Raw genomic sequence first — 21,351 nt, 5'->3', positions numbered from 1 at the left:
CCTGACGTGCGCGATGTCCGGGGCGACATCGCGCACGGATCATCTTACTGATAGAAATTGAGCGTCAGCATCGCCGAACGTCCGGGCGCCCAGGTCGCATAGATCGGGTACGCGCTCGAATAGTATTTGCGATCGAAGATGTTGTTCACGTTCAACTGCAAGTCGACGCTCTTCGCGACGTGATAGGTCGCCATTGCATCGAAGCGCGCGTAGCCGGGCGTCCACTTGAGCACCGTCGGCGAAACCGACGCATACGACTTGCTCGCGATGATCGCGCCCGCGCCGACCTTCAGCTTCGGCGAGACGTCGTAGAACGACCAGAGCGTGAAGTTGTGCTTGGGCACCATCACCATCGGCAGACCGGACGACGCCGCGCTGGCCGCGCCCGCATCGACGGTGATCGCATCGAGATACGAATAGCCGCCGAAGATGCTCCACTTGCCCGTGGCGTTGCCGGCCGTGCCGACTTCCACGCCGCGCACGCGCTGATGGCCCGCGTTGATCGTGCCGCCCAGACCGTCGCTTACGCGCGCGTTGGTCTTGTCGGTCTGAAACAGCGCGAGGTTCATCGACAGGCGATCGAGTACGTCCCACTTCGCGCCGACTTCGATGTTGCGGCTGCGCTCCGGCGACAGATCCTGATTCGTGGCCGTGAGCTGGTCCGTGCCACCGCCGAGACCCGCATTCGCGCCCGGCGGGTTCGCGGACGTGCCATACGACGTGTACAGGCTCACTGTCGGCAGCAGCTTGTACACGAGGCCGAGTTGATAGCTGAAGAGATTCGAGTTGTTGGTCAGGTCCTTCGCGCCGGCCTGCGTCGACGTGACGTCGAAACGGTCGAAGCGCGCGCCCGCATTGAAGAGCCAGCGGTCCGTGATCTTCACGCTATCGAACAGATATGCGGATGCCGTATTGGTCTGCGTGTGCGTCGCCGCGCCGGGAAAGCCCCTGTCGCCATTGAGCAGCACGCTGCCGAGCCACGGATTGTCCGGATTCCATGCGTTGACCGGCGTGCAGTTGTACGCGACCGAACACGGACCGCCCGTGCGGATATTGTTCCCTGCACTATCGGTGACGAGATAGCCTTCATAGAGGCTGTGCTCGTGGCTGAACTCGACGCCGCCCGTCATCGTGTGCTGCATGCCGAGGAGTGTGGCCTTGCCGGTCAGCTCGGTCTGGTTCGTGATGCTGTTGGTCGCGTACTTGCCGCTCTTCGCCTGCAGACTGAGAATGTTCGACGTCGGGCTCGTCAACTGCGGATTGGTCGCGATGTAGTCGAGCGTGGAGCGGCCGAACATCGTCGTGTTCCTGAGCTTCAGATTGTCGTTGAAACGATGCTCGACGCGCACTTCGCCCGTGTCGGTCTGTCCATAGCGATAGTCGCGGTTGTTGAAACCGTAGAACTGGCCGCGCTCGCTGTTGATCGGTGTGCCGCCCGTCGAGCGGAAAGGCACGCTGAAGTCGGGCATGTCGTAGCTGTTCAGATGGTAGTAGCTGAACGTGACCGTCGTCGGGCTGTTCAGGCCGAACGCCACCGAGGGCGCCACGCCCCAGCGCTTGCTGTACACGTTGTTGCGGCCCGGCTGATTCGCATCGAAGCCCATCGCGTTGAAACGGAACGCGCTGTCGTCGGCGAACTTCTGGTTCACATCGAGCGTGAGGCGCTTGTACGCATCGGTCCCGATGCCCGCGCTGCCGCTGATGAAGTTCTCGTTCTTCGGCATCTTCGTTTCGATGTCGATGGAACCGCCGACCGCACCGCGCCCCGCATAGACGGAATCCGGCCCCTTGATCACCGTGATGCTCTCGATATCGAACGTCTCGCGGTTCTGCACGCCCGAGTCGCGGATGCCGTCGACGAAAATCGAATTGCGCGATTCGAACCCGCGAATCACAGGCCGGTCCGCCGAAGGATTCGCTGCCGCATCGCCGCCGAGGAACGTGATGCCGGGAACGGTCTTGAGCGCATCGGCGAAAGTCGTCGCGTTGGTCTCCTTGATGAGTTCCTCGGGAATGACCGTGATCGAACGCGGCGTGTCGAGCAGCGGCGCGGTGAATTTATACGATGGCAATTCCTTCGTCTGCAGGTCCGACTGAACCGCCGCCGCATTCACCTGGACCGCGGGCAGCGATTGCGCCGACGGGTCGCTGGCGTTCGGCGCAGACGCCGACTGCGCGACGGCCTGGGACGGAACGAGAAAACTTGCGCAATAAAGGGCACCGACGGACGCGAGCAGGCGCGTCCGCGTCTTTAACAAAGCGGGCATGGTGACAGAGTGAAGAAGGATGAAGCTCCACGTTGCATGGAGCGGACAGGGCGCGAATCGGATCGCGTTTAGAAATGGTTAATGAGAATCATCCTCAACAACCGAGATCGGATTGTAATGTTTATTTACAAACGTGTAAATGTCTTCGGCGCCGGACTGCTGAGATGCCCGTCAGATAAGGCGAAACGGCAACATTGAAAGCTTGCGCTAAGTAAACAAGCTTTCGAATATGAGATAATGAGAATGATTCTTATTGTCTACTCAAGGGCCGCCCATCATCACGCGACGACTTGCCCTTGCCCTTTCCCTCACTAAGCGACCGCTAAGTAATCCCCATCAGAGTGCCTCCTGAGTCGACGCTGGTTCAATCTCAAGGAGAGGTCTCTGATGTCCATATCCAATCGAACGTATCTCATCCAGGCAGCGAACAAGGTCCCGGAAGTGACGATCGCGTTCTGGCTGATCAAGATACTGTCGACGACCGTCGGCGAAACGGGCGCCGACTATCTCGCCGTCAATGTCGGGCTGGGCATGCTCATCACCGACGCGATCACGGCCGCGCTTCTCGCCATCGCCCTCGGCTTGCAGTTGCACTTTCGAAGACTGGTCCCGTGGGCTTACTGGCTCACCGTGGTGCTGATCAGCGTCGCGGGCACGCAAATCACCGATGCGCTGACCGATGGCGCCGGCGTCAGCCTGTATCTGAGCACCGCCTGCTTCGGCGCGCTGCTGGCGATCGTTTTCTGGCTCTGGTATCGCAGCGAGCGAACCTTGTCGATCCAGCATATCGATACCCGGCCGCGCGAGATCTTCTACTGGGTGGCGATTCTTTGCACGTTCGCGTTGGGCACCGCGGCAGGCGATCTGGCGACGGAAGCATTGGGACTGGGATTTTCATGGGGCGTCGTGGTCTTCGGCGGACTCATCGCGCTCACTGCGGCGGCTGCGTATTTCGGTGCGAACCGCGTACTCGCCTTCTGGATCGCCTATATCCTCACGCGCCCGCTGGGCGCTTCACTCGGCGATCTGCTCTCGCAGTCACGTACGTATGGCGGCGTCGGGCTCGGCGCGGTCTATACGAGCGTGGCGTTTCTCACGGCGATCGTCGCACTGGTGATTTTCGTCAGTATTCGCAAGCCGACGGCCAAAGCATCGCCCTCGGCGCACATCTAGTCTTTAACGGGAGAGTCGAGCATGAAAGCAAATTGGCTATTGGTCACTGGCGTCAGCGCTGTCATCGGCGCAGCGGCGTTCCTTACTTCGTTCTCGCCTTCGGGCTTCGAGCTGGTTGCCTCGGTACAGGCCGCATCGAAGCTTGGAGACCTGTCTGCGTTTCGCGGCATCGTCGTGGACACAGTGGCGAAGGTCGATAAGAACGATCTCGCTGGCGCCAAAACTCGCATCAAGGATCTTGAAACGTCGTGGGACGAAGCCGAACCCGCTCTCAAGCCCCGAGCCGCATCGGACTGGCATACAGTCGATAAGGCGATCGATCGCGCGCTGGAGACGTTGCGAGCCAAAGCGCCCGAACAGGCGGCCTGCAAGAAGGCATTGGCGGATCTGCTTGCAACGATGGACAAGCTCGGAGCATAGGCAACGACCTGCGCTGCTGCACGGCCGGCCACGGCCTCATGACAATCAAAAGCCAAAGGCGGAATGCATATGGATACGTTGTTGCTCGTCAAAGCCGCGCTCATGGGAATCGTCGAAGGGTTGACGGAGTTTCTGCCCATCTCGTCGACCGGTCACCTGATCCTCGCTGGATCGCTGCTCCACTTCACCAGCGAGAAAGCCAAGGTATTCGACATCGCGATCCAGACGGGCGCCATCTTCGCCGTGATCCTGTTCTACTGGCGTCGTCTCGTCGACACCACCGCCGCGCTCGGCGATTCCTCGCGTGCGCGGCGTTTCGTGTCGAACGTGCTGATTGCGTTTTTGCCTGCGGTGGTGATCGGTCTTCTGGCAGGCAAGGCGGTCAAGGCGCATCTCTTCACCCCGACGGTCGTGGCCACCTCCTTCATCGCCGGCGCGGTGGTAATCCTGTGGGCCGAGCGCCGGCCCAAAAGCGTGGTGCGCGTCTTCACCGTCGACGACATGTCGCCGTTCGATGCGCTCAAGGTCGGTCTCCTGCAATGTCTCGCGCTCGTGCCGGGCGTCAGCCGTTCGGGGTCGACCATCATCGGCGGCATGCTGGTCGGGCTGAGCCGAAACGCGGCGACCGAGTTCAGTTTCTTTCTTGCGATTCCAACGCTCATCGGCGCGGGCGCGTACAGCCTCTTCAAGGAACGTCATCTGCTCTCGGCGGCCGACGCGCCTTTGTTCGCCGTCGGATTGATCTTCTCGTTCCTGAGCGCATGGGTGTGCGTGCGCTGGCTGCTGCGCTACGTTGCCACGCATGACTTCGTGCCGTTCGCCTGGTATCGGATCGCGTTCGGCATCGCCGTGCTGGTGACGGCGCATTTCGGCTGGGTCAACTGGGCCGACTGACGCGTCACCACACGGCCGACGCAGATTACAGGATTGTCATTTGACCGTCAGTATCGGGTAAGTCGGCGACCCGCACACTCCACTGCGTTGCGCAATCAAAGAACCCGCGTGTCCGAGCGCCGGGTAACAACCGTGGATACGTACAGTGTGGATCGTTCGACTGGCCCTTCGTCGGCCCTATACCTTCATCGTTCTGGCGCTGCTGCTGTTCATGATCGGCCCGCTCGCGATCCTGCGCACGCCGACCGATATCTTCCCCAACATCGATATTCCGGTAGTCAGCATCGTCTGGTCCTATAACGGCTTTTCCGCCGAGGACATGGCGCGGCGCATCACGACCAACTATGAGCGCGCGCTGACTTCGGATATCGAGAACATCGAGCACGTGGAGTCGCAGTCGCTCAACGGCGTGTCGATCATCAAGATCTTTTTTCATCCCGGCGCGGACATCAATCGCGCGGTGGCGCAGGCGACGTCCAGCTCGGCGTCGATTTTGCGCGTCCTGCCGCCGGGCACCCTGCCGCCCAATATCATCACGTATAACGCGTCCACCGTGCCCATCCTGCAACTGGGTCTGACCAGTGCGACGCTGCCGGAACAATCGCTGTACGACCTCGGCAACAGTTTCGTTCGCACACAGCTCGCCACCGTGCAGGGTGCGGCCGTGCCGCTGCCCTATGGCGGCAAGATTCGCCAGATCATGATCGATATCGATCCGCGCAAGCTGCAGGCGAGAAACCTCTCGCCGAGCGATATCGTCAACGCGGTGAACGTGCAGAACCTGATCCTGCCGGGCGGCACCGCGAAGATCGGCACGCGCGAATACAACGTCCAGATGAACGGCAGCACAGAGAGCGTCGCCGCGCTCAACGATCTTCCCATCGAGGCGGTCAACGGCGGCGTGGTCTATCTGCGCGACGTCGCCCAGGTGCGCGACGGCTATGCGCCGCAAACCAACATCGTGCGCAGCGACGGCAAGCGCGCCGCGCTGCTGACCGTCGAAAAGACCGGCAGCACCTCCACGCTGACGATCATCCAGCAGATCAAGTCGATGCTGCCCACGATCTCGGCCGGCTTGCCCAAGGCGCTGCATATCGTGCCGCTCGCGGATCAGTCGGTGTTCGTCAAGTCCGCGATTCTCGGCGTGGTGCGCGAGGCGCTGATCGCCGCGTGCCTGACCGCGATGATGATCCTGCTCTTTCTCGGCAGCTGGCGCGCGACGCTCATCATCGCGGTGACCATTCCGCTGTCGGTCATCGCTTCGCTGCTGGCGCTGTCTGCGCTCGGCGAAACCATCAACATCATGACGCTCGGCGGGCTCGCGCTCGCCGTCGGCATTCTGGTCGACGATGCGACTGTCGCGATCGAAAACATCACGCATCATCTGGAGAACGGCGCGCCGCTTGCGGATGCCATTCTCAACGGCTCCGGCGAGATCGCCGTACCCACGTTCGTATCGACGCTTTCGATCTGCATCGTGTTCGCGCCGATGTTCATGCTTTCGGGCGTGGCGCGCTATCTGTTCGTGCCGATGGCCGAGGCAGTCGTGTTCGCCATGTGCGCTTCGTACTTCTTCTCGCGCACGCTGATTCCCACACTCGCCATGTACCTGCTCAAGGCCCGCGCGAAACATGCGCCGGCGGGGCGGTTCGCGTTTCTGTCGCGCTGGCAGGCGGGCTTCGAGCATCGCTTCGAAGCTGTGCGCCTGCGCTACAAGGCCGCGTTGACGCGCAACACGGGCAGGCCGCGCACCGTCGTCATGGTCTTCGCGCTCTTCTGCGCGGGTTCGATGGCGCTGGTTCCTTTCACGGGACGCGACTTCTTTCCCAGTGTCGATACCGGCGAGATTCGCCTGCACATGCGAGCGCCGACGGGCACACGCATCGAAGAAACGGCGCGCCTCACCGACGAAGTCGAGGCGAAGATCCGCACCGTGATACCGAAGTCCGACGAGGCGTCGCTGCTCGATAACATCGGCCTGCCGGTGAGCGGCATCAACCTCACGTATTCGTCGTCGGCGCCGATCGGCTCGGAAGATGCCGACATCATGATCGCCCTCAAGCCCGGTCATGCGACCACCGCATCGTACGTCGCGAAACTGCGCGGCGTGCTGGCGGCCTCGTTTCCCGGCACCACGTTCTCATTCCTGCCCGCCGACATCACGAGCCAGATTCTCAACTTCGGCCAGCCCGCGCCGATCGACATACAGATCGTCGGCAGGAACCTCGCCGCCAATCGCGCGGTGGCCAACGATCTGCTCGCCCGGATACGCGGCGTCCACGGACTCGTCGATGCACGCATCCAGCAGCCCGCCGATGCCCCGGCGATCAACGTCCGTGTCGATCGCACCAAGGCCATGCTGGCCGGGCTCACGCAGAAGCAGATCGCGCAGGACATGCTGATCTCGCTCTCGGGCAGCTCGCAGACCACGCCGAATTTCTGGCTCGACCCGAAGAACGGCGTGAGTTATCCGCTCATGGCACAGGTGCCTCAGTACGACATCCACTCGTTGCAGACGCTCGCCAATCTGCCGCTCAGCCAGCACACGGCGTCGAGCGCGCCGCAGAGCATCCTGGCGTCGCTCGGCAGCATGCAGCGCGGCTCGCAGCAAGCGGTGGTGTCGCATTACAACGTGCAGCCCGTGATCGATATCTACGCCTCGGTGCAGGGCCGCGATCTGGGTGGCGTCGCCGCGGACGTGTCGCGCCTGATCGAGCAGAGCCGGGCGCATCTGCCGGGCGGCTCGACCATCGTCATGCGCGGGCAGGTCCAGTCGATGACGCAGTCGTTCAATGGACTCGGCTTCGGACTGATCTTCGCCATTGCGCTCGTCTACCTGCTGATGGTCGTGAACTTTCAGTCGTGGCTCGATCCGCTCATCATCATCGGCGGATTGCCTGCATCGCTTGCGGGTATCGCGTGGATGCTCTTCGCGACGGGCACCACGCTGAGCGTGCCGGCGCTGACCGGGACGATTCTCTGTATCGGCATCGCGACGGCCAACAGCATTCTGGTGGTCAACGCGGCGCGCGAACTGTTGAGCAATGGCATGGCGCCGGTGCAGGCCGCGATCGAAGCGGGCTTCTCACGCTTTCGCCCGGTGCTGATGACCGCGCTCGCGATGCTGATCGGCATGCTGCCGATGGCGCTCGGACTGGGCGATGGCGGCGAACAGAACGCGCCGCTCGGACGCGCGGTCATCGGCGGCCTGATGCTCGGAACGGTGTCCACGCTGTTTTTCGTCCCCGTGGTGTTCGGCGTCGTGCACGCCTGGCTCGCGCGCCGGCGCGCCGCGCGAGGCTCATCGGACCTCCATCCTTCCATCGACGCCAAATAACGACCTTCATGAGCCAGCAAGACGAACACACCACCAAGCCGCGCATGCCACGGCGCATGCTGCCTCCGCTGATCCTGCTCGGGATCGCCGCCGCACTGCTCGCCGGCGGCATCGTGCCGCGCCTGCACGCACAAAGCGCGCTGGCCGCGCAGGCCGACGTGCAGAGCGTGATGAACGTCTCGGTCATCGCGCCGCGTGCAGCGCCCGCCACGCAGGAACTGCTGCTGCCGGGCGCCGTGTCAGCGTTCTCGGACGCGTCCATCTACGCGCGCACCAGCGGCTATGTTCAGCACTGGTATGCCGACATCGGCGCGCACGTGAAGCAAGGGCAACTGCTCGCGGTGATCCAGACACCCGAAGTCGATGCGCAATTGCAGCAGGCACGCGCCGACGAAGCCACCGCGCGTGCGAACTATGTCTACGCCAGGGACACGGCCGCGCGCTGGCAGGACATGCTGAAGACGCAGTCGGTCTCGCAACAGGACGCCGACACGAAATCCGGCGACATGCTCGCGAAGCAGGCCATGCTGTCATCCGCGCAAGCCAACGTGCGCCGCCTCACTGAACTCGTGTCGTACGAAAAAGTGCTCGCGCCGTTCGACGGCGTGCTGAGCGCGCGCCGTGTCGATGTCGGCGCGCTCGTCACGGCAGGCGGCGCACCGGGACTCGCCGGCGCCACGGGCGAACTCTTCCATGAAGTGCAGAGCGACACCCTGCGCGTATTCATCGACGTGCCGCAGGGCGACGCGCCTTACGTGACCTCGACGACGCAGGCGTATCTCACCGTGCAGCAGTATCCCGGACGACGTTTCCCCGCGACGGTCGCGCGCAATGCCGGCGCGATGGACCCGGTAACGCGCACCCTGCGCGTCGAGCTGGATGTCGCGAACCGTGATGCCGCGCTGTTGCCGGGCGCGTACGCGCAGGCGCATCTGGAACTCGTCAGTCAGTCGCCGAAACTGGACCTTCCGGTCAGCGCCCTGCTCTTTCGGCCGAACGGCGTGACGGTGGCGACGGTCGATACATCGAATCGGGTCAGCCTCAGGACCGTGACGCTCGGTCGCGATTTCGGCACGCATGTCGAAGTCGTGACCGGCCTGCAGGCGTCGGACAAGGTGATCGACAATCCCGGCGACGCCATCACGAGCGGCGAAGCGGTGAAGATCGCGAAGACCGCCAGCGCGTCGTGAAGGAAAACAGAATGAATCGCATCCCTTTCGCCCTGCACCGTTGCGCCGCCGCCCTCGTCTGCGTGGCGTTGGCCGCCTGCTCGACGGTGCCGCCGTACCATCAACCCGAGGTCGCAGTTCCGGCGCATTTCGCGGGCTCACCACAATGGTCCGTTGCCCAACCTGCCGATTCGACACCGCGCGGCCCATGGTGGACGGCATACAAGGACCCGCAGCTCGATGCGCTCGAAACGCGCGTGAACGTCTCGAATCAGACGCTGAAGAAGGCCGTCTCTTCGTTGCAGGAAGCGCGCGCCATGGTCGACTATCAGCGCGCGGGCTTCTTGCCGACGGTGAGCGTCGGCGTTGCCCAGAGCCGCTACCGCACCTCGCAGAACCTGCTCGGCAAATCGCTGGCGGGACAGACCATCTCCGACTATTCGGCGGGCGTATCCGCGTCTTGGGAACCGGATCTCTTCGGGCGTATCCACGATGCCACCCTCGACGCGCAAGCCAGCGCCGAGGCAAGCGCCGCCGATGTCGAAGCATTGCGCCTCTCGCTCTCGAGTCAGCTCGCGGTGGACTACTTCAATCTCCGCTCGCTCGATACACAAAAGCAGCTTCTCGACGATTCCGTCACTGCCTACGACGCTGCCCTGCAACTGCTGAAGCGGCAACTTGCCAGCGGCGCAATCGACGCATCGGCGGTCGCTCAGGCGCAGGCGCAACTGGAAAGCACGCGCACGCAGGCAACCGAGGCCGCGTCTCAACGCGCCATGCTCGAACATGCGATCGCGACGCTCATCGGCGAACCGGCTTCGACGTTCTCGATTCCAGCGCGCAAGCAAACCTTCCTGTTGCCGGACATTCCGCATGCCGTGCCTTCGCAATTGCTCGAACGGCGGCCGGACATCGCCGCGGCCGAACGCCGCGTGTTCGCCGCCAACGCGCAAATCGGCGAAGCGCGCGCGGCTTTTTTCCCCAACCTGATCCTGAGCGCGAGCGCAGGTCTGGAGTCGAGCTTCTTTGCGCCCTGGCTGACCGCGCCGAGTCTCTTCTGGTCACTCGGTCCGCAGCTCGCGGGCACCTTGTTCGATGGCGGGCGTCGGAAGGCTTCGTTGGAAAGCGCGCATGCCCGCTATGACGGCTACGTCGCGGATTATCGGCAGACCGTGCTGACGTCGTTCCAGCAAGTCGAGGACAACCTCACAGCCCTGAACGCACTCGCCGACGAAGCGCACAGTCAGCGCGTCGCCTCGGACGCGGCGGCGCTCTCCCTGAAGCTCGTAAAGAATCGTTTCGATGCTGGCGCGGTGAGCTATCTGGATGTCGTGACCGCACAGACCATTGCGCTCACGAACGAACGCACCGCCGAGCAGATCGACGCGCGTCGGGCCGTCGCCTCCGTGGGGCTGCTGGTCGCGTTGGGCGGCGACTGGCGGGTCAGCGCCGATCAGTGATATCGGACTTGTGATTGAGGCGGCACGAGAGTCCGGCATTTCGACAAATGCCGGCGCACCCTGGACAACTCAGCGCGGCACGGCGTGCCCATGCGCTTCCCGCCCGGCCGCAAAGCGAGACAGCAGGACGATGGTAACGGCTGTAGCAACGTACGCGACGATTTGCGTACCCGCAGGACGCGCCGTGTAGCCGATGAGCGCATGCAGCATCTTGCCGATCAACGAGGTCTCGTCGAGCAGGCCGGAGGTGTCCCAGACGGCGTCGCCCCAGGTCGGCACGAAATCGGCCGAGATGAGGAAGCCGATACCCTGGCTTGCCATGCCCGCGGCAAGCAGGACAATCAGCGCGTTGGTCACGGTGAAGAGACGCTTCAGCGGAATCTGCAACAGGCCCGCATACATGGCATAGCCCAGGAATACGCCACCTGCGAGACCAAGCACCCCGCCAAGCGCCATTTCGGGCTTCTGACCCGGCGAACTGACGAGCACGCCGTAGAGAAACAGGACGGCCTCGGCACCCTCGCGCAGCACGGCCGCCCCAACCACGATGGCAAGGCCCGCCAGCGGCCGGGTTCCGCTGGCCACCGCCTTTCCGACTTCCGCGATCTGCCGCGCCATCTCGCGGCTATGCCGGCTCATCCAGATGCTGTGCCATCCGAGCATCGCGACCGCGACGAACATGACGGTGGCGTTGAAGTATTCCTGTCCGAATCCTGATGCAAGATTCGACAGCACATCCGCGAAGAGCGCGAGCAGCGCCGCGCCGGCCAAACCGCCAATCAGTCCGCCGCCGACCCACCATCCACGTCCCGCGACGCCTCTACTCGCCGCAAGGACGATGGAAATGATCAGCGATGCTTCGAGCACTTCCCGAAACACAATCAGAGCGGTGGGCAACATGGCGGAGGTTGGCAAACGAGGAAAAGCTACGAGCGTAAACAGATTGCAAGCAGAAAGGCTTAGCGTTTGCTTACGCGACGTGGCGTTATCGATGAAGCGATTCCCCGCGCGTCCGCGTTCAGTTCGACGTCTGACCGTCCGTTGCGCCGCCGTAACCCGTTGCCGAGGCATGCGCTTGCTCTCGTGCCTGGAAGGCAGCCTTGTTCCGTGCCATGGCGGCTGAACTCGGCGGATAGTCGACGCCGCTCGACGGCAACTGACCCTGCGCTTCGGCTTGAACCAGTTGTTGCCTGACCTCGGCGCGCGTCAATCCGCTGGTCTGCGCGGACGCCTGACCCGCCACACCGATAGCCAATGAAGCGAGAAGAAACATAGCAGTCTTTTTCATGATCCTTAAATCCATTAGGAATACGTAAATAAATTAATTGAGTTTCGCGGCGATGCCGCTTCAAACGCTATTGCGCAGCGGTGCCCGTTTGATGCGCGCCGCCCTGATCGCCGCCATACGCGCCGTTGTGACCTTGCATCGCTGCGACTTTCGCCTCGGCGGACATGAGCGCATTGGGATAATCCGCGTCATGCGTGCTCGGCCGATACCCGACCGCTTCCAACTGCGCGAGATCGGCGCGCACTTCCGCGCGTGTCACCTGGCTACCCGTGGTTTGCGCGAACGCGCTGAACGGCAGCAATGTGCTCGCTACCAGTACCGCACATGCCATGGCTTTCATGGTGTTCCCTCTCCGAAATAGAAGACGAGGGTCTTGCCCGAGTGCAATTTACCCTCCCGACACCGGCTTCAATGAATGCCGACGCTGGAGTCATTCTGGATTCGGAGCGCTGCCGAGAGTCTGACTGTGACGTTACAAGTTTGAAATCTGAGGGCGCAAAACCGCCGCGGCCTGTGGATCGCTTATTCCTGTCTCGCGGGCAAGCCAGGCGCTTCCACCACCGGGAAGGTCAGTATGAACCGCGTGCTGCGCGCATCGCTCTCGGCGTGCGCGCGGCCGCCGTGCAGGTCCATGATGGTGCGAACGATCGCAAGTCCGAGTCCGGCCGATCCTGCAGCCGTTCCTGACGCACCACGCGATGGATCGGCCCGGTAGAAGCGATCGAAAATCCGCTCGAGCAAGGAAGGATGAATGGGCGCGCCTTCGTTCTCCACGCATACGCGGATCATGTCTCCCGCGTCGTGGATCGACAGCGTGATCGCGCCTTGCGCCGGCGTGAATCGCATGGCGTTGGCGAGCAGGTTGCTGACCGCGCGCCTGAAGAGTTCCACGTCGACCCGCAACGTCGCGGACCCGCACACGACGATATGAACACCGGCATCGTCCGCCAATCCCTCGAAGTAATCGCCGATATGCTGCAATTCCTTGCCGCCGTCGATGACGCGCATGTTCTTCGAAAACTGCGGATGCTCGGCGCGCGCGAGAAACAGCACGTTTTCGATCATCCGCGAAAGCCGCTCGCACTCTTCGAGACTGGACTCGAGTGTCGCCTGATATTCCTCGACGGGGCGTGGCCGCGCGAGCGCCACCTCCATCGCGCCACGCATGTTGGACAGCGGCGTACGCATGTCGTGTGCGAGATCGGCGGTGAACTGCGAGAGTCGTTGAAAGCTGCTCTCCAGTCCGGCGAGCATCCCGTTCAGCGAGACGACGAGCGGTTCGAGTTCGGTGGGAATGCGCGACATTTCGATTCGGGTATGGAGCTTGTCCGAGGTGATGCTGGCCGCATCGGTAGCCATTTCACGCACCGGCCGCATGGCACGACGCACGAGAAAGTAGCCGATGCAGAACGCCAGCAGAACGCCTAGCATGCCCGCCACATTCAGCTTGTCGCGGTATCGATCCAGCAGTACCCAACGGTCATGCATGTTGCGCATGACGACGATGGTCGCAGTCGTTCCGTTCTGCAGCAAGGCATCGACCGCGAGCGCGCGAATCGGCTCGCCGGCGGCCGTGGCGAGCGGCAGGATCGATCGTTCCGTGATCTGTGCGTTGGCGGGCACCGCGGCGGCCGGACGCTCCAGTGCGGCGATCGCTGGATTGACGTTGTGTTGCACGAGCGTCTTTCCGGCCGAGTCCAGGATTCGCAGCGATAGTGCTTCGTTTCCGAGCACCTGGCTTTCGAGTCGTTCCTGATGCTGCAGAATATCCCCGTAGTCGGTCAATTCGTCGGCGAGGCGGCGTGTATGCCGGGCCGCGAGAACGATATCGAGATCATCCTGAACCTTGACCTGCTGTTCCAGCGCAAAGTAGACGAACGTGCCGACCAGCCCGAATACCGCCAGTGTGGTCGCCGCGAACGCCAGAGCAAGTGTGGTGGTAAGCGAACGTGGTCTGATCACGCAGAGTCTTCCAGCGCGATGACGTAACCCACACCGCGAACGGTCTGAATCAGTTTGGTGGCGAATTCGTCGTCGATCTTCGCGCGCAGTCTTCGAATGGCGACTTCCACGACATTGGTATCGCTGTCGAAGTTCATGTCCCAGACGTATGACGCTATCTGCGTGCGGCTCAATACTTCGCCGTGCCGCCTGGCGAGCAGTTGCAGCAACGCGAATTCGCGCGGCGTGAGGTCGATGCGCTTGCCCGCGCGCTTGACGCGCCGCCGCGTGACGTCGATTTCCAGATCTCCGAGAACGATGAGGTCGCTTTCCCGAGGGGGACCGCGGCGCGCAAGCGAGCGCACCCGGGCGAGCAGTTCGACGAAGGCGAAGGGCTTGACCAGATAGTCGTCGGCACCCAGTTCCAGGCCGCGCACGCGGTCGGAAACGTCGTCGCGGGCGGTCAGAAATAGAACGGGCGTCGACTTCGACTCGCGCAGGTTCTTGACCACGGACCAGCCGTCCATCGAGGGCAGCATGACGTCGAGAACGATCACATCGTAGTTCTCTTCTTTCGCGAGAATGAGGCCCTCGGCGCCATCGCCGACGACGTCGACAAGGTAACCCGCTTCCTCGAGGCCCTTTTTGATGTAGGCGCCCGCCTTCTGCTCGTCTTCGACAATGAGTACCCGCATCGTGGCCGTTCCGTTTGCTCAAAGTTCGTCTGCAGGCAATTTTACGCGCGCCTCACGCAAGCTGAATTACAAATCTGTTATCTGGGGATGGTTCAGCGAGGACGGGTTTTCCTGCAAATCCGGACGGAGAAAAAGCCCCGGCGATGGTCGGGCTCATCCTGCGACGCACACCGATCCTTATGACATCCTTAACAAAGCCTGCAATCAACGAAAATAAAGTACGCAGAAGACAGTCAATCGAAAGCGCTTGTTCATGGACACGCCCCAATCGCACCGCAAATTGATAGGCCTCTGAAAAGAGGTTCATCAATTGACAAAAAGGTGAGACATGAAGAAGACGAACAGGCGCACCCTCGCGCAAAACCCTTTCCTCGGCGCGATTCTCGCGGTGGTTGCTTGTCACGCGTCGCATGCGAAGGCGGACGACCGTGATCATCGCCGTCCGGATCATGACGACCGCGCTGTCGCCAGGCATGTATTGCTCATCAGCTTCGACGGTCTGCACGAACAGGACGTCGCGCGCTGCGTGGCGTCCAATGCGTGTCCCAACATCGCGCTGCTCGCGAAGGACGGCGTCACTTACACGAACGCTCACACGCCAGGGCTGTCCGATTCCTTTCCGGGTCTCGCCGCACTCGTGACCGGTGGCTCGCCCAAGACGACCGGACTCTTCTACGATGTGTCGTACGACCGCACCCTGTACGCACCGTCCGATGCCAACTGCAGCGGCGCGCAGGGCTGGAATGTAGTCTTCGACGAAACCACCGGCATCGATGGCCAGAACGGCGGAGCGCTCACACATCTCGACGGCGGCGGCGCATTCAATCCGCAGGCGATTCCACATGCGAAAGTCGATGGCGTCTGCAAGCCCGTTTATCCGCACGATTATGTGAAGACCAATACCGTCTTCGAAGTCGTCAAGGCGAGCGTGCCGCAAGCGCGCACGGCATGGGCCGACAAACACGCGTGGGGCTACGACTGGCTGAACGGACCGTCGGGCGCGGGCGTCGACGATCTGATGCGTACCGAGATCAACGCCATCGACCCGAAGACGAACTCGAACTACACGGATATCTACACGCATACCGAAGTTTTCGACGATCTCCATGTGCAGGCGCTCGTCAATCAGATCGACGGCAAGAGTTCGACAGGCGATGCCTCGCCTGGCGTGCCGACCCTCTTCGGCGCGAACTTCCAGACGCTGAGCGTCGCGCAGAAGGCCACAGTGGCGACGAACGGCGGCTATCTCGACGCCAGCTTCACGCCGGGTCCGCAGGTGAGCGCAGCGATCGCTTATGTCGACGCATCCCTTGGGCGTATCGTGTCGGAGCTGAAACAGCGCGGCCTGTATCGGTCCACCTCGATCATCGTGACGGCCAAGCACGGCCAGTCGCCGACCGATCACAGCAAGCTCGTCAAGAACGGCGATACCGTCGCGGCGCTGCTTCAGGCGAACAACTATCTCGATCCGAAGGGCAACTACGGCCAGAACGCGACGAAGACCGGCAACCTGAACGACGGCAGCGGGCTGGCCGACACCGGCTTCGTCCAGAGCGACGACGTCAGTCTCATCTGGCTGCGCGATCAGCATCAGCTTGCGCAGGTGGTCAAGTCGCTCAAGGACAATCTGAGCTGTAACGCGCCGGGCATCTGCGCGGACGGACCGTATGCCTATCTGCTTTACGGTCCGCGCATCGCAGCCGCGTTCGGCGATCCGAAACAGGGTCGCACGCCGGACATCATCGTGCAGCCGAATCCGGGCGTGATCTACACGTCGAGCGCGTCGAAGGATGAAGAGCACGGCGGCAACGCGCCAGATGACGGCCACCTCGGCCTGATCGTGTACGCGCCCGGCATGAAGCACGCGGGTCGCACCGTCGATGAACGTGTGCTGACCACGCAGGTCGCGCCGACCATGCTCAGGCTTCTGGGCGTGAACGCCAGACGCCTGCATTCCGTCGAGATCGAAGGCACGCAAGCGTTGCCCGGTTTCGACGGCGAGCGCTTCTAGTCGCGCGCACGCGCCGGGAGCTGGCGCGCTCCCGCCACCAATTGCTGTCGCCCTTTCGATTTGCCCGCCCGGATGGACGGGCATTTTTTTTGGTCGCGGAGCTTGTAGCGACACGTTACCCGACCTTTCCGTCGCGTAAACCCTTGATTGACTAAACCCACCCATCGCAAATATCATTTTTTCAAAGAGAGACACTGTCTCTCATAGAGAGACAAAGAAATGCTCAAAACACTCGATAGCGCATTGGCCTTGCTTACCCGATTCACACTTCAGGAACCCTCGTGGGGCGTCAGAGAACTAGCGAAAGCTACCGGCGTCCACTACGCCGTGGTTCATCGCGTGCTTGCGTCGTTCGCGGAGAATGGCTTTTTGAGGCAGGACAGCGCCGGCAGATATTCGCTGAGCTTGCGGCTGTTCGAGCTTGGTCAGGTCGCGCACCGTACCTTCGCACCGTCCGACGTCGTGCAACCCGCGCTCGATGCGCTGGCCCAGACGAGCGGCGAAACCGTGTTCCTTTCATTACTCGACGGCACCGACGCGGTTTGCACCGACATGGCGCAGAGTCAGCAGCAGTTGCGCTTCTCGATCGAACTGGGTCAACGGTTCGCGCTTGTCGCCGGCGCTCACGCAAAGGCAATCCTGGCTTTCCAGCCCGATGCGTTCCGCGCCACGATCTATCAACACACACAAACCGCAGGCGACGCGAAGCTGGAAGAACAACTCGCCAAGGTGCGGGCGGACGGCTGGTGCCACACCCGGGAAGAGGCGGCCGCGACGGTCGCCGGGCTTGCCGTCCCGCTATGGTCTCGCGACCGCCGCAGCGTCATCGGATCGCTGGGCATCGCCGGGCCGGTCCAGCGGCTGGATGGCGAGGCCATCCCGCGACTCATCGAAGCCCTGAAGAAGACCCGCGAAACGATCGAGCCCGTGGTCGGGCTGACCGGTTGACCCTTCCGACGACTCATCAAACTTATTCCCTGAGCCGCGCCACTCGAGCCGGCGGAGACACGACATCATGAAAGGATCAATCGACATGCCTGCCGATTTCGACACATCCATGCCAGCAGACGCGCCGCGCCCGCGCGTGTCCTTCTTCGAGCCTCTGTTGCTGGTCGTGTCGATGGGCCTCTCGGTGCTCGGCGCGATCATCGGCATGCAGCTCATCGTTTCGCTCGGCATATCGGCAAACACGTCGATCATCGGCGCGTTGATCGCGATCGTGTTCTCGCGCATTCCGCTGCAGGTCACGCGCCGCTTTCGGGTGCTCGAACGACAAAACCTCGTGCAGACGGCCATTTCGTCGGCTACCTTCGGCGCCGCCAATTCGCTGATGATCCCGCTCGGCGTGCCGTTCGCGATGGGCATGCCCGAGCTCGTCACGCCGATGCTTATCGGCGCCATTGCGGCGATGCTCGTCGATGGCGCGATGCTTTATCACCTCTTCGGCAGCAAGATCTTTCCGGCGACGGGTACGTGGCCGGCAGGCGTCGCGACCGCCGAAGCCATCTGGGCCGGCGATCAGGGTGGCCGCAAGGCCGCCTTCCTCGGACTCGGCGTTGCGGCTGGCGTGGCCGGCGCGATCATCGGCGTGCCGATGTCCGCCTTCGGCGCGGCCTTCCTCGGTAATCTCGCTGCGCTGACGATGTTCGGCCTGGGTCTGCTCATTCGCGGCTATTCGGTTCCGCTCCTCCATGTCGACATCGCGGCGGCCTACATTCCGCACGGGCTGATGATCGGCGCGGGCATCGTCGCGCTGTTTCAGGTGGCGCGCGAGATTCACCGCTCGCGTTCGAGCAACGACGCCGATCCGCGCAATCTGGAAATGTCGGGCGCGCGCGCAACGCGCGTGCTGTCCGGCGGATTCATCGCCTATATGCTCGTCGCGCTATTGATCTCGGTGCTTGCAGGTCACATCACCGAGTTGTCGCCGGGGATGCTGGTCGGCTTCATCATTTACGCCGCGCTCGCCGCTTACGCGCACGAACTGATCGTCGGCATCGCGGCGATGCATTCAGGCTGGTTCCCGGCGTTCGCCGTCGCGCTCATCACGTTGACGATCGGCATCGTGATCGGCTTTCCGCCCTCGGCGCTGGCCGTGCTGGCCGGCTTCTCGGCCGCGACGGGCCCGGCGTTCGCGGACATGGGCTACGACCTCAAGACCGGCTATCTGCTGCGCGGCGAAGGCCGCGACATGGACGCCGAACTGGCAGGGCGCCGGCAGCAGCTCATTGCTGCGATGGCAGGCTTCATCGTCGCGGCGATCGTCGTGATCGTGTTTCACGATCACTTCTTCTCGCGCAACATGGTGCCGCCGGTCGACCGCGTTTATGCGGCGTCGGTCAAGGCCGGCTCGTCGATGGAAATCGCACGCAATCTGGCCATCTGGGCGATTCCGGGCGCGCTCCTGCAATTGCTCGGCGGCGCGAAGCGCCAACTCGGCATTCTTCTGTCGACCGGCATGCTGATCGCTTCCCCGCTTGCTGGCTGGGCCGTGCTTGCCGGACTCGCGATCCGCTTCGTCGTCACGCGCCTTCGCGGCGAGCGCCATACCGCCGAGATGAGCGCGTTCGCGGGCGGCGTGATCGCCGGAGACGCCCTGTTCAGCTTCGGCGGTTCCGTCAGCCGTCTGCACAAGTAATCCGCTTCCCTTCTTCTGGACTTGAAACACAGCATGAATATCGAAGCCATCCGCGCAGCCACGCCGCTGACCGCCACCACCGTCTACATGGACACGGCCGCCGCGTCCCTGCCGCCCGATTCCGTGCTCGAAGAAGCGCGTCGCTATCTGCTCGACACGGGGCACGTGGGCATCTACCTGCCCTCGTTCCGCAAGGAAACCTATGCCCGCGTGGACGCCGTGCGCGGCGAGCTCGCCGCGTTCATCGAGGCGGGCCCGCATGAGATCGCCTTCACCAAGAACGCGACGGAAGCCATCTCGCTCGTCGCGCACGGCATTCGCTGGCAACCGGGCGACGAGATTCTCGTCGCCGATACCGAAATGCTCAGCAACCTGCTGCCCTGGCGCCGCCTGGAACACACGCACGGCGTAGTGGTGAAGATGATCGCGGCTGACGCGGCTGGCATGCTCGCGCCGGAATCGTTCGCCGACGCCATCACGCCACGCACGCGGCTCGTCACGTTCTCTCACGTGCCGAATTCGACCGGCGCGGTTCAGCCCGCCGCGAGCATCTGCAAGGTAGCGCGCGAGCACGGCGTGATGTCGCTCGTGAATGCATCGCAGAGCGTCGGCATGTTGCCGGTCAGCGTCGCGCAGCTCGACTGCGACTTTCTCGCGGCATGTGGGCGCAAGGCACTGCGCGCGACTGAAGGCTCGGGCTTCCTTTACGTGCGGGAGGCGCTTATCGACAAGCTGGAGCCGGTGCTCGCGGGCTGGTGGAACGGCGCATACGACCGCACGACGGGCGCGCTCTCGTTCGTGGCGGGCGCGCGCCGCTTCGAAGCCGGATGCCCCGTCGTGCCGGCCATTCTCGCGCTCGGCGCGGCGGTGCGTTACGCCCGGGAAATCGGCATCGATGCGATCGCCGAACGCGTGCGGGACTTGACTGCATACGCGGTCGACCGGTTCTCGACGCTGCCCGGCTTCGAGCTTTACGGGCCAACGGATGTCGCGCAACGCATCGGCATCGTGCCGTTCAACCTGCGCGGTGTCGACCCTGCCACGCTGGTGTCGGCGCTGGAGGCGCAGCACTGCATCATCGAGGCAGGCGGCTTCATGGCCGACACGATCCTCGCGCGATACGGCGTGAGCACGATGGCCCGCGTGTCGCTGCACTACTTCAATACGCACGACGAGATCGACCGCGTCGTGCAAATCATCCGCACGACGCTCGCCTGAGCGCCGGCATCCGATTCGATCAAGGAATACGCCATGACCCAACGCATCCTGCTGATGAGCAGCTCCCGAAAGGACCAGCTCGGTTATCTCGAACACGCCACCGCGCAGATCCACGCGCTCCTCCAGCACGAACCTCGCAAGGTGCTTTTCGTGCCGTTCGCGGGCGTGACCTTCAGCTTCGAGAGCTACGAGGCAATCGTCAAGCCGGTGTTCGAACGTCTCGGCTACGCGCTCGAATCGATTCATCACAGCGCGGACCCGCTGGCTGCGATCGAGGCGGCGCAGGCCATCGCTGTCGGCGGCGGCAATACGTTCGCGCTTCTCAAGCGCATGTATGACGCGGGCATCGTCGATGCGATCCGCGCGAAGGTCGCGGCTGGCACCCCGTACATCGGCTGGAGCGCGGGAAGCAACGTTGCGTGCCCCACGATCCGCACCACCAACGATATGCCGATCGTGCAGCCGCCGACGCTGCGCGCGCTCGGGCTCGTGCCGTTTCAGATCAACCCGCATTTCATCAGCGGCAAGCCGGCCGGGCACAACGGCGAGAGCCGTGAGGAACGGCTTGCCGAGTTCCTTGACATCAATGCGCCGGAACAGGTATTCGCGTTGCCGGAAGGCTCCGCATTGCTGTCCGACGGCGCCACCGGCACGGTCCTCGGCGAACGCGGCGCGCTGCATTTCGTCAGCAAGACTCAGGTCGAGACGTTGGGCGAACACGCGACCTTCCCGTTGAGCTCGATCACGGGTCCGTCGGATATCGATCAGTGGCCGATGTTCCGGCGTTGATTGCCCGCCGCCTTTCTTTCAGAGGCGGCAATTTTTGCCGTTAACGATTAG

Annotated in this window: 18 protein-coding genes; 11 read left to right on the top strand and 7 right to left on the bottom strand. The window is 63.0% G+C overall.

Annotation, left to right across the window (positions count from 1 at the left end):
* Positions 1 to 44 precede the first annotated feature (44 nt).
* Positions 45 to 2,267, bottom strand: a complete 2,223-nt coding sequence (locus AWB80_RS19420; protein WP_061176292.1) for a TonB-dependent receptor — start codon at positions 2,265 to 2,267, stop codon at positions 45 to 47.
* A 387-nt stretch (positions 2,268 to 2,654) separates the two neighbouring features.
* On the opposite strand from AWB80_RS19420, the gene AWB80_RS19415 reads away from it, so the two are divergent.
* From AWB80_RS19415 to AWB80_RS19390, 6 genes are all read left to right on the top strand, one after another.
* Positions 2,655 to 3,440 carry a COG4705 family protein gene (locus AWB80_RS19415; protein ID WP_061176291.1) on the top strand — a complete coding sequence of 262 codons (786 nt, stop codon included), beginning with the start codon at positions 2,655 to 2,657 and terminating at the stop codon, positions 3,438 to 3,440.
* Positions 3,441 to 3,461: 21 nt separating this feature from the next.
* Positions 3,462 to 3,860: a hypothetical protein gene (locus tag AWB80_RS19410; protein ID WP_061176290.1), complete on the top strand. Its 399-nt coding sequence runs from the start codon at positions 3,462 to 3,464 to the stop codon at positions 3,858 to 3,860.
* Between the two features lie 69 nt (positions 3,861 to 3,929).
* Complete coding sequence (locus tag AWB80_RS19405) at positions 3,930 to 4,754, top strand: undecaprenyl-diphosphate phosphatase (RefSeq protein ID WP_061176289.1); 825 nt, start codon at positions 3,930 to 3,932, stop codon at positions 4,752 to 4,754.
* Between the two features lie 145 nt (positions 4,755 to 4,899).
* Entirely contained in the window at positions 4,900 to 8,091 is a 3,192-nt protein-coding gene (locus AWB80_RS19400; RefSeq protein ID WP_061176288.1) for an efflux RND transporter permease subunit, read from the top strand.
* Between the two features lie 8 nt (positions 8,092 to 8,099).
* Positions 8,100 to 9,281 (top strand): efflux RND transporter periplasmic adaptor subunit, encoded by a 1,182-nt coding sequence (locus AWB80_RS19395; RefSeq protein WP_061176287.1) that lies wholly within the window; start codon positions 8,100 to 8,102, stop codon positions 9,279 to 9,281.
* Positions 9,282 to 9,292: 11 nt separating this feature from the next.
* Entirely contained in the window at positions 9,293 to 10,720 is a 1,428-nt protein-coding gene (locus tag AWB80_RS19390) for an efflux transporter outer membrane subunit (RefSeq protein ID WP_061176286.1), read from the top strand.
* Positions 10,721 to 10,789: 69 nt separating this feature from the next.
* Here the strand turns inward: AWB80_RS19390 and AWB80_RS19385 are convergent, their stop codons facing one another.
* The 6 genes from AWB80_RS19385 to AWB80_RS44940 all read right to left on the bottom strand — a co-directional run bounded on the left by AWB80_RS19385 (position 10,790) and on the right by AWB80_RS44940 (position 15,149).
* Complete coding sequence (locus tag AWB80_RS19385) at positions 10,790 to 11,620, bottom strand: FTR1 family iron permease (RefSeq protein WP_061176285.1); 831 nt, start codon at positions 11,618 to 11,620, stop codon at positions 10,790 to 10,792.
* 118 nt (positions 11,621 to 11,738) lie between these two features.
* Positions 11,739 to 12,008, bottom strand: coding sequence for a DUF4148 domain-containing protein (locus AWB80_RS19380; protein WP_061176410.1), 270 nt, complete (start codon positions 12,006 to 12,008; stop codon positions 11,739 to 11,741).
* Between the two features lie 67 nt (positions 12,009 to 12,075).
* Complete coding sequence (locus AWB80_RS19375) at positions 12,076 to 12,348, bottom strand: DUF4148 domain-containing protein (protein ID WP_061176284.1); 273 nt, start codon at positions 12,346 to 12,348, stop codon at positions 12,076 to 12,078.
* A gap of 182 nt (positions 12,349 to 12,530) precedes the next feature.
* Positions 12,531 to 13,967, bottom strand: a complete 1,437-nt coding sequence (locus AWB80_RS19370; protein ID WP_061176409.1) for a heavy metal sensor histidine kinase — start codon at positions 13,965 to 13,967, stop codon at positions 12,531 to 12,533.
* A complete protein-coding gene (locus AWB80_RS19365) occupies positions 13,967 to 14,644 on the bottom strand; it encodes a heavy metal response regulator transcription factor (RefSeq protein ID WP_061176283.1) in 678 nt (225 codons plus the stop codon). Before AWB80_RS19365 ends, AWB80_RS19370 begins: the two co-directional genes overlap by 1 nt.
* A gap of 52 nt (positions 14,645 to 14,696) precedes the next feature.
* Positions 14,697 to 15,149: a hypothetical protein gene (locus AWB80_RS44940; protein ID WP_244206607.1), complete on the bottom strand. Its 453-nt coding sequence runs from the start codon at positions 15,147 to 15,149 to the stop codon at positions 14,697 to 14,699.
* On the opposite strand from AWB80_RS44940, the gene AWB80_RS19360 reads away from it, so the two are divergent.
* The 5 genes from AWB80_RS19360 (at position 15,123) to pepE (ending at position 21,300) form a co-directional block, all read left to right on the top strand.
* Positions 15,123 to 16,655 carry an alkaline phosphatase family protein gene (locus AWB80_RS19360; protein WP_244206604.1) on the top strand — a complete coding sequence of 511 codons (1,533 nt, stop codon included), beginning with the start codon at positions 15,123 to 15,125 and terminating at the stop codon, positions 16,653 to 16,655. The two genes, AWB80_RS44940 and AWB80_RS19360, sit on opposite strands and share 27 nt — an antisense overlap.
* Before the next feature lie 219 nt (positions 16,656 to 16,874).
* Complete coding sequence (locus tag AWB80_RS19355) at positions 16,875 to 17,603, top strand: IclR family transcriptional regulator (RefSeq protein ID WP_061176281.1); 729 nt, start codon at positions 16,875 to 16,877, stop codon at positions 17,601 to 17,603.
* Positions 17,604 to 17,712: 109 nt separating this feature from the next.
* On the top strand, positions 17,713 to 19,293 hold the full coding sequence (locus AWB80_RS19350) for an OPT/YSL family transporter (protein WP_061176408.1): 1,581 nt from the start codon (positions 17,713 to 17,715) through the stop codon (positions 19,291 to 19,293).
* A 33-nt stretch (positions 19,294 to 19,326) separates the two neighbouring features.
* Complete coding sequence (locus AWB80_RS19345) at positions 19,327 to 20,511, top strand: aminotransferase class V-fold PLP-dependent enzyme (RefSeq protein WP_061176280.1); 1,185 nt, start codon at positions 19,327 to 19,329, stop codon at positions 20,509 to 20,511.
* A gap of 33 nt (positions 20,512 to 20,544) precedes the next feature.
* Entirely contained in the window at positions 20,545 to 21,300 is a 756-nt protein-coding gene (gene pepE, locus AWB80_RS19340) for a dipeptidase PepE (RefSeq protein ID WP_061176279.1), read from the top strand.
* Positions 21,301 to 21,351: the final 51 nt, after the last annotated feature.

The organism is Caballeronia pedi, assembly GCF_001544915.2.
Lineage (GTDB): Bacteria > Pseudomonadota > Gammaproteobacteria > Burkholderiales > Burkholderiaceae > Caballeronia > Caballeronia pedi.
Note: the sequence above shows the minus strand (reverse complement) of the source record. Positions and strands in the feature narration are given on the sequence as shown.

Bases quoted from the DNA above. Each gene is read 5' to 3' on its own strand.
- AWB80_RS19420 (WP_061176292.1), bottom strand. From the start codon at position 2,267: ATGCCCGCTTTGTTAAAGACGCGGACGCGCCTGCTCGCGTCCGTCGGT.
- AWB80_RS19415 (WP_061176291.1), top strand. From the start codon at position 2,655: ATGTCCATATCCAATCGAACGTATCTCATCCAGGCAGCGAACAAGGTC.
- AWB80_RS19410 (WP_061176290.1), top strand. From the start codon at position 3,462: ATGAAAGCAAATTGGCTATTGGTCACTGGCGTCAGCGCTGTCATCGGC.
- AWB80_RS19405 (WP_061176289.1), top strand. From the start codon at position 3,930: ATGGATACGTTGTTGCTCGTCAAAGCCGCGCTCATGGGAATCGTCGAA.
- AWB80_RS19395 (WP_061176287.1), top strand. From the start codon at position 8,100: ATGAGCCAGCAAGACGAACACACCACCAAGCCGCGCATGCCACGGCGC.
- AWB80_RS19390 (WP_061176286.1), top strand. From the start codon at position 9,293: ATGAATCGCATCCCTTTCGCCCTGCACCGTTGCGCCGCCGCCCTCGTC.
- AWB80_RS19385 (WP_061176285.1), bottom strand. From the start codon at position 11,620: ATGTTGCCCACCGCTCTGATTGTGTTTCGGGAAGTGCTCGAAGCATCG.
- AWB80_RS19380 (WP_061176410.1), bottom strand. From the start codon at position 12,008: ATGAAAAAGACTGCTATGTTTCTTCTCGCTTCATTGGCTATCGGTGTG.
- AWB80_RS19375 (WP_061176284.1), bottom strand. From the start codon at position 12,348: ATGAAAGCCATGGCATGTGCGGTACTGGTAGCGAGCACATTGCTGCCG.
- AWB80_RS19365 (WP_061176283.1), bottom strand. From the start codon at position 14,644: ATGCGGGTACTCATTGTCGAAGACGAGCAGAAGGCGGGCGCCTACATC.
- AWB80_RS19355 (WP_061176281.1), top strand. From the start codon at position 16,875: ATGCTCAAAACACTCGATAGCGCATTGGCCTTGCTTACCCGATTCACA.
- AWB80_RS19350 (WP_061176408.1), top strand. From the start codon at position 17,713: ATGCCAGCAGACGCGCCGCGCCCGCGCGTGTCCTTCTTCGAGCCTCTG.
- AWB80_RS19345 (WP_061176280.1), top strand. From the start codon at position 19,327: ATGAATATCGAAGCCATCCGCGCAGCCACGCCGCTGACCGCCACCACC.
- pepE (WP_061176279.1), top strand. From the start codon at position 20,545: ATGACCCAACGCATCCTGCTGATGAGCAGCTCCCGAAAGGACCAGCTC.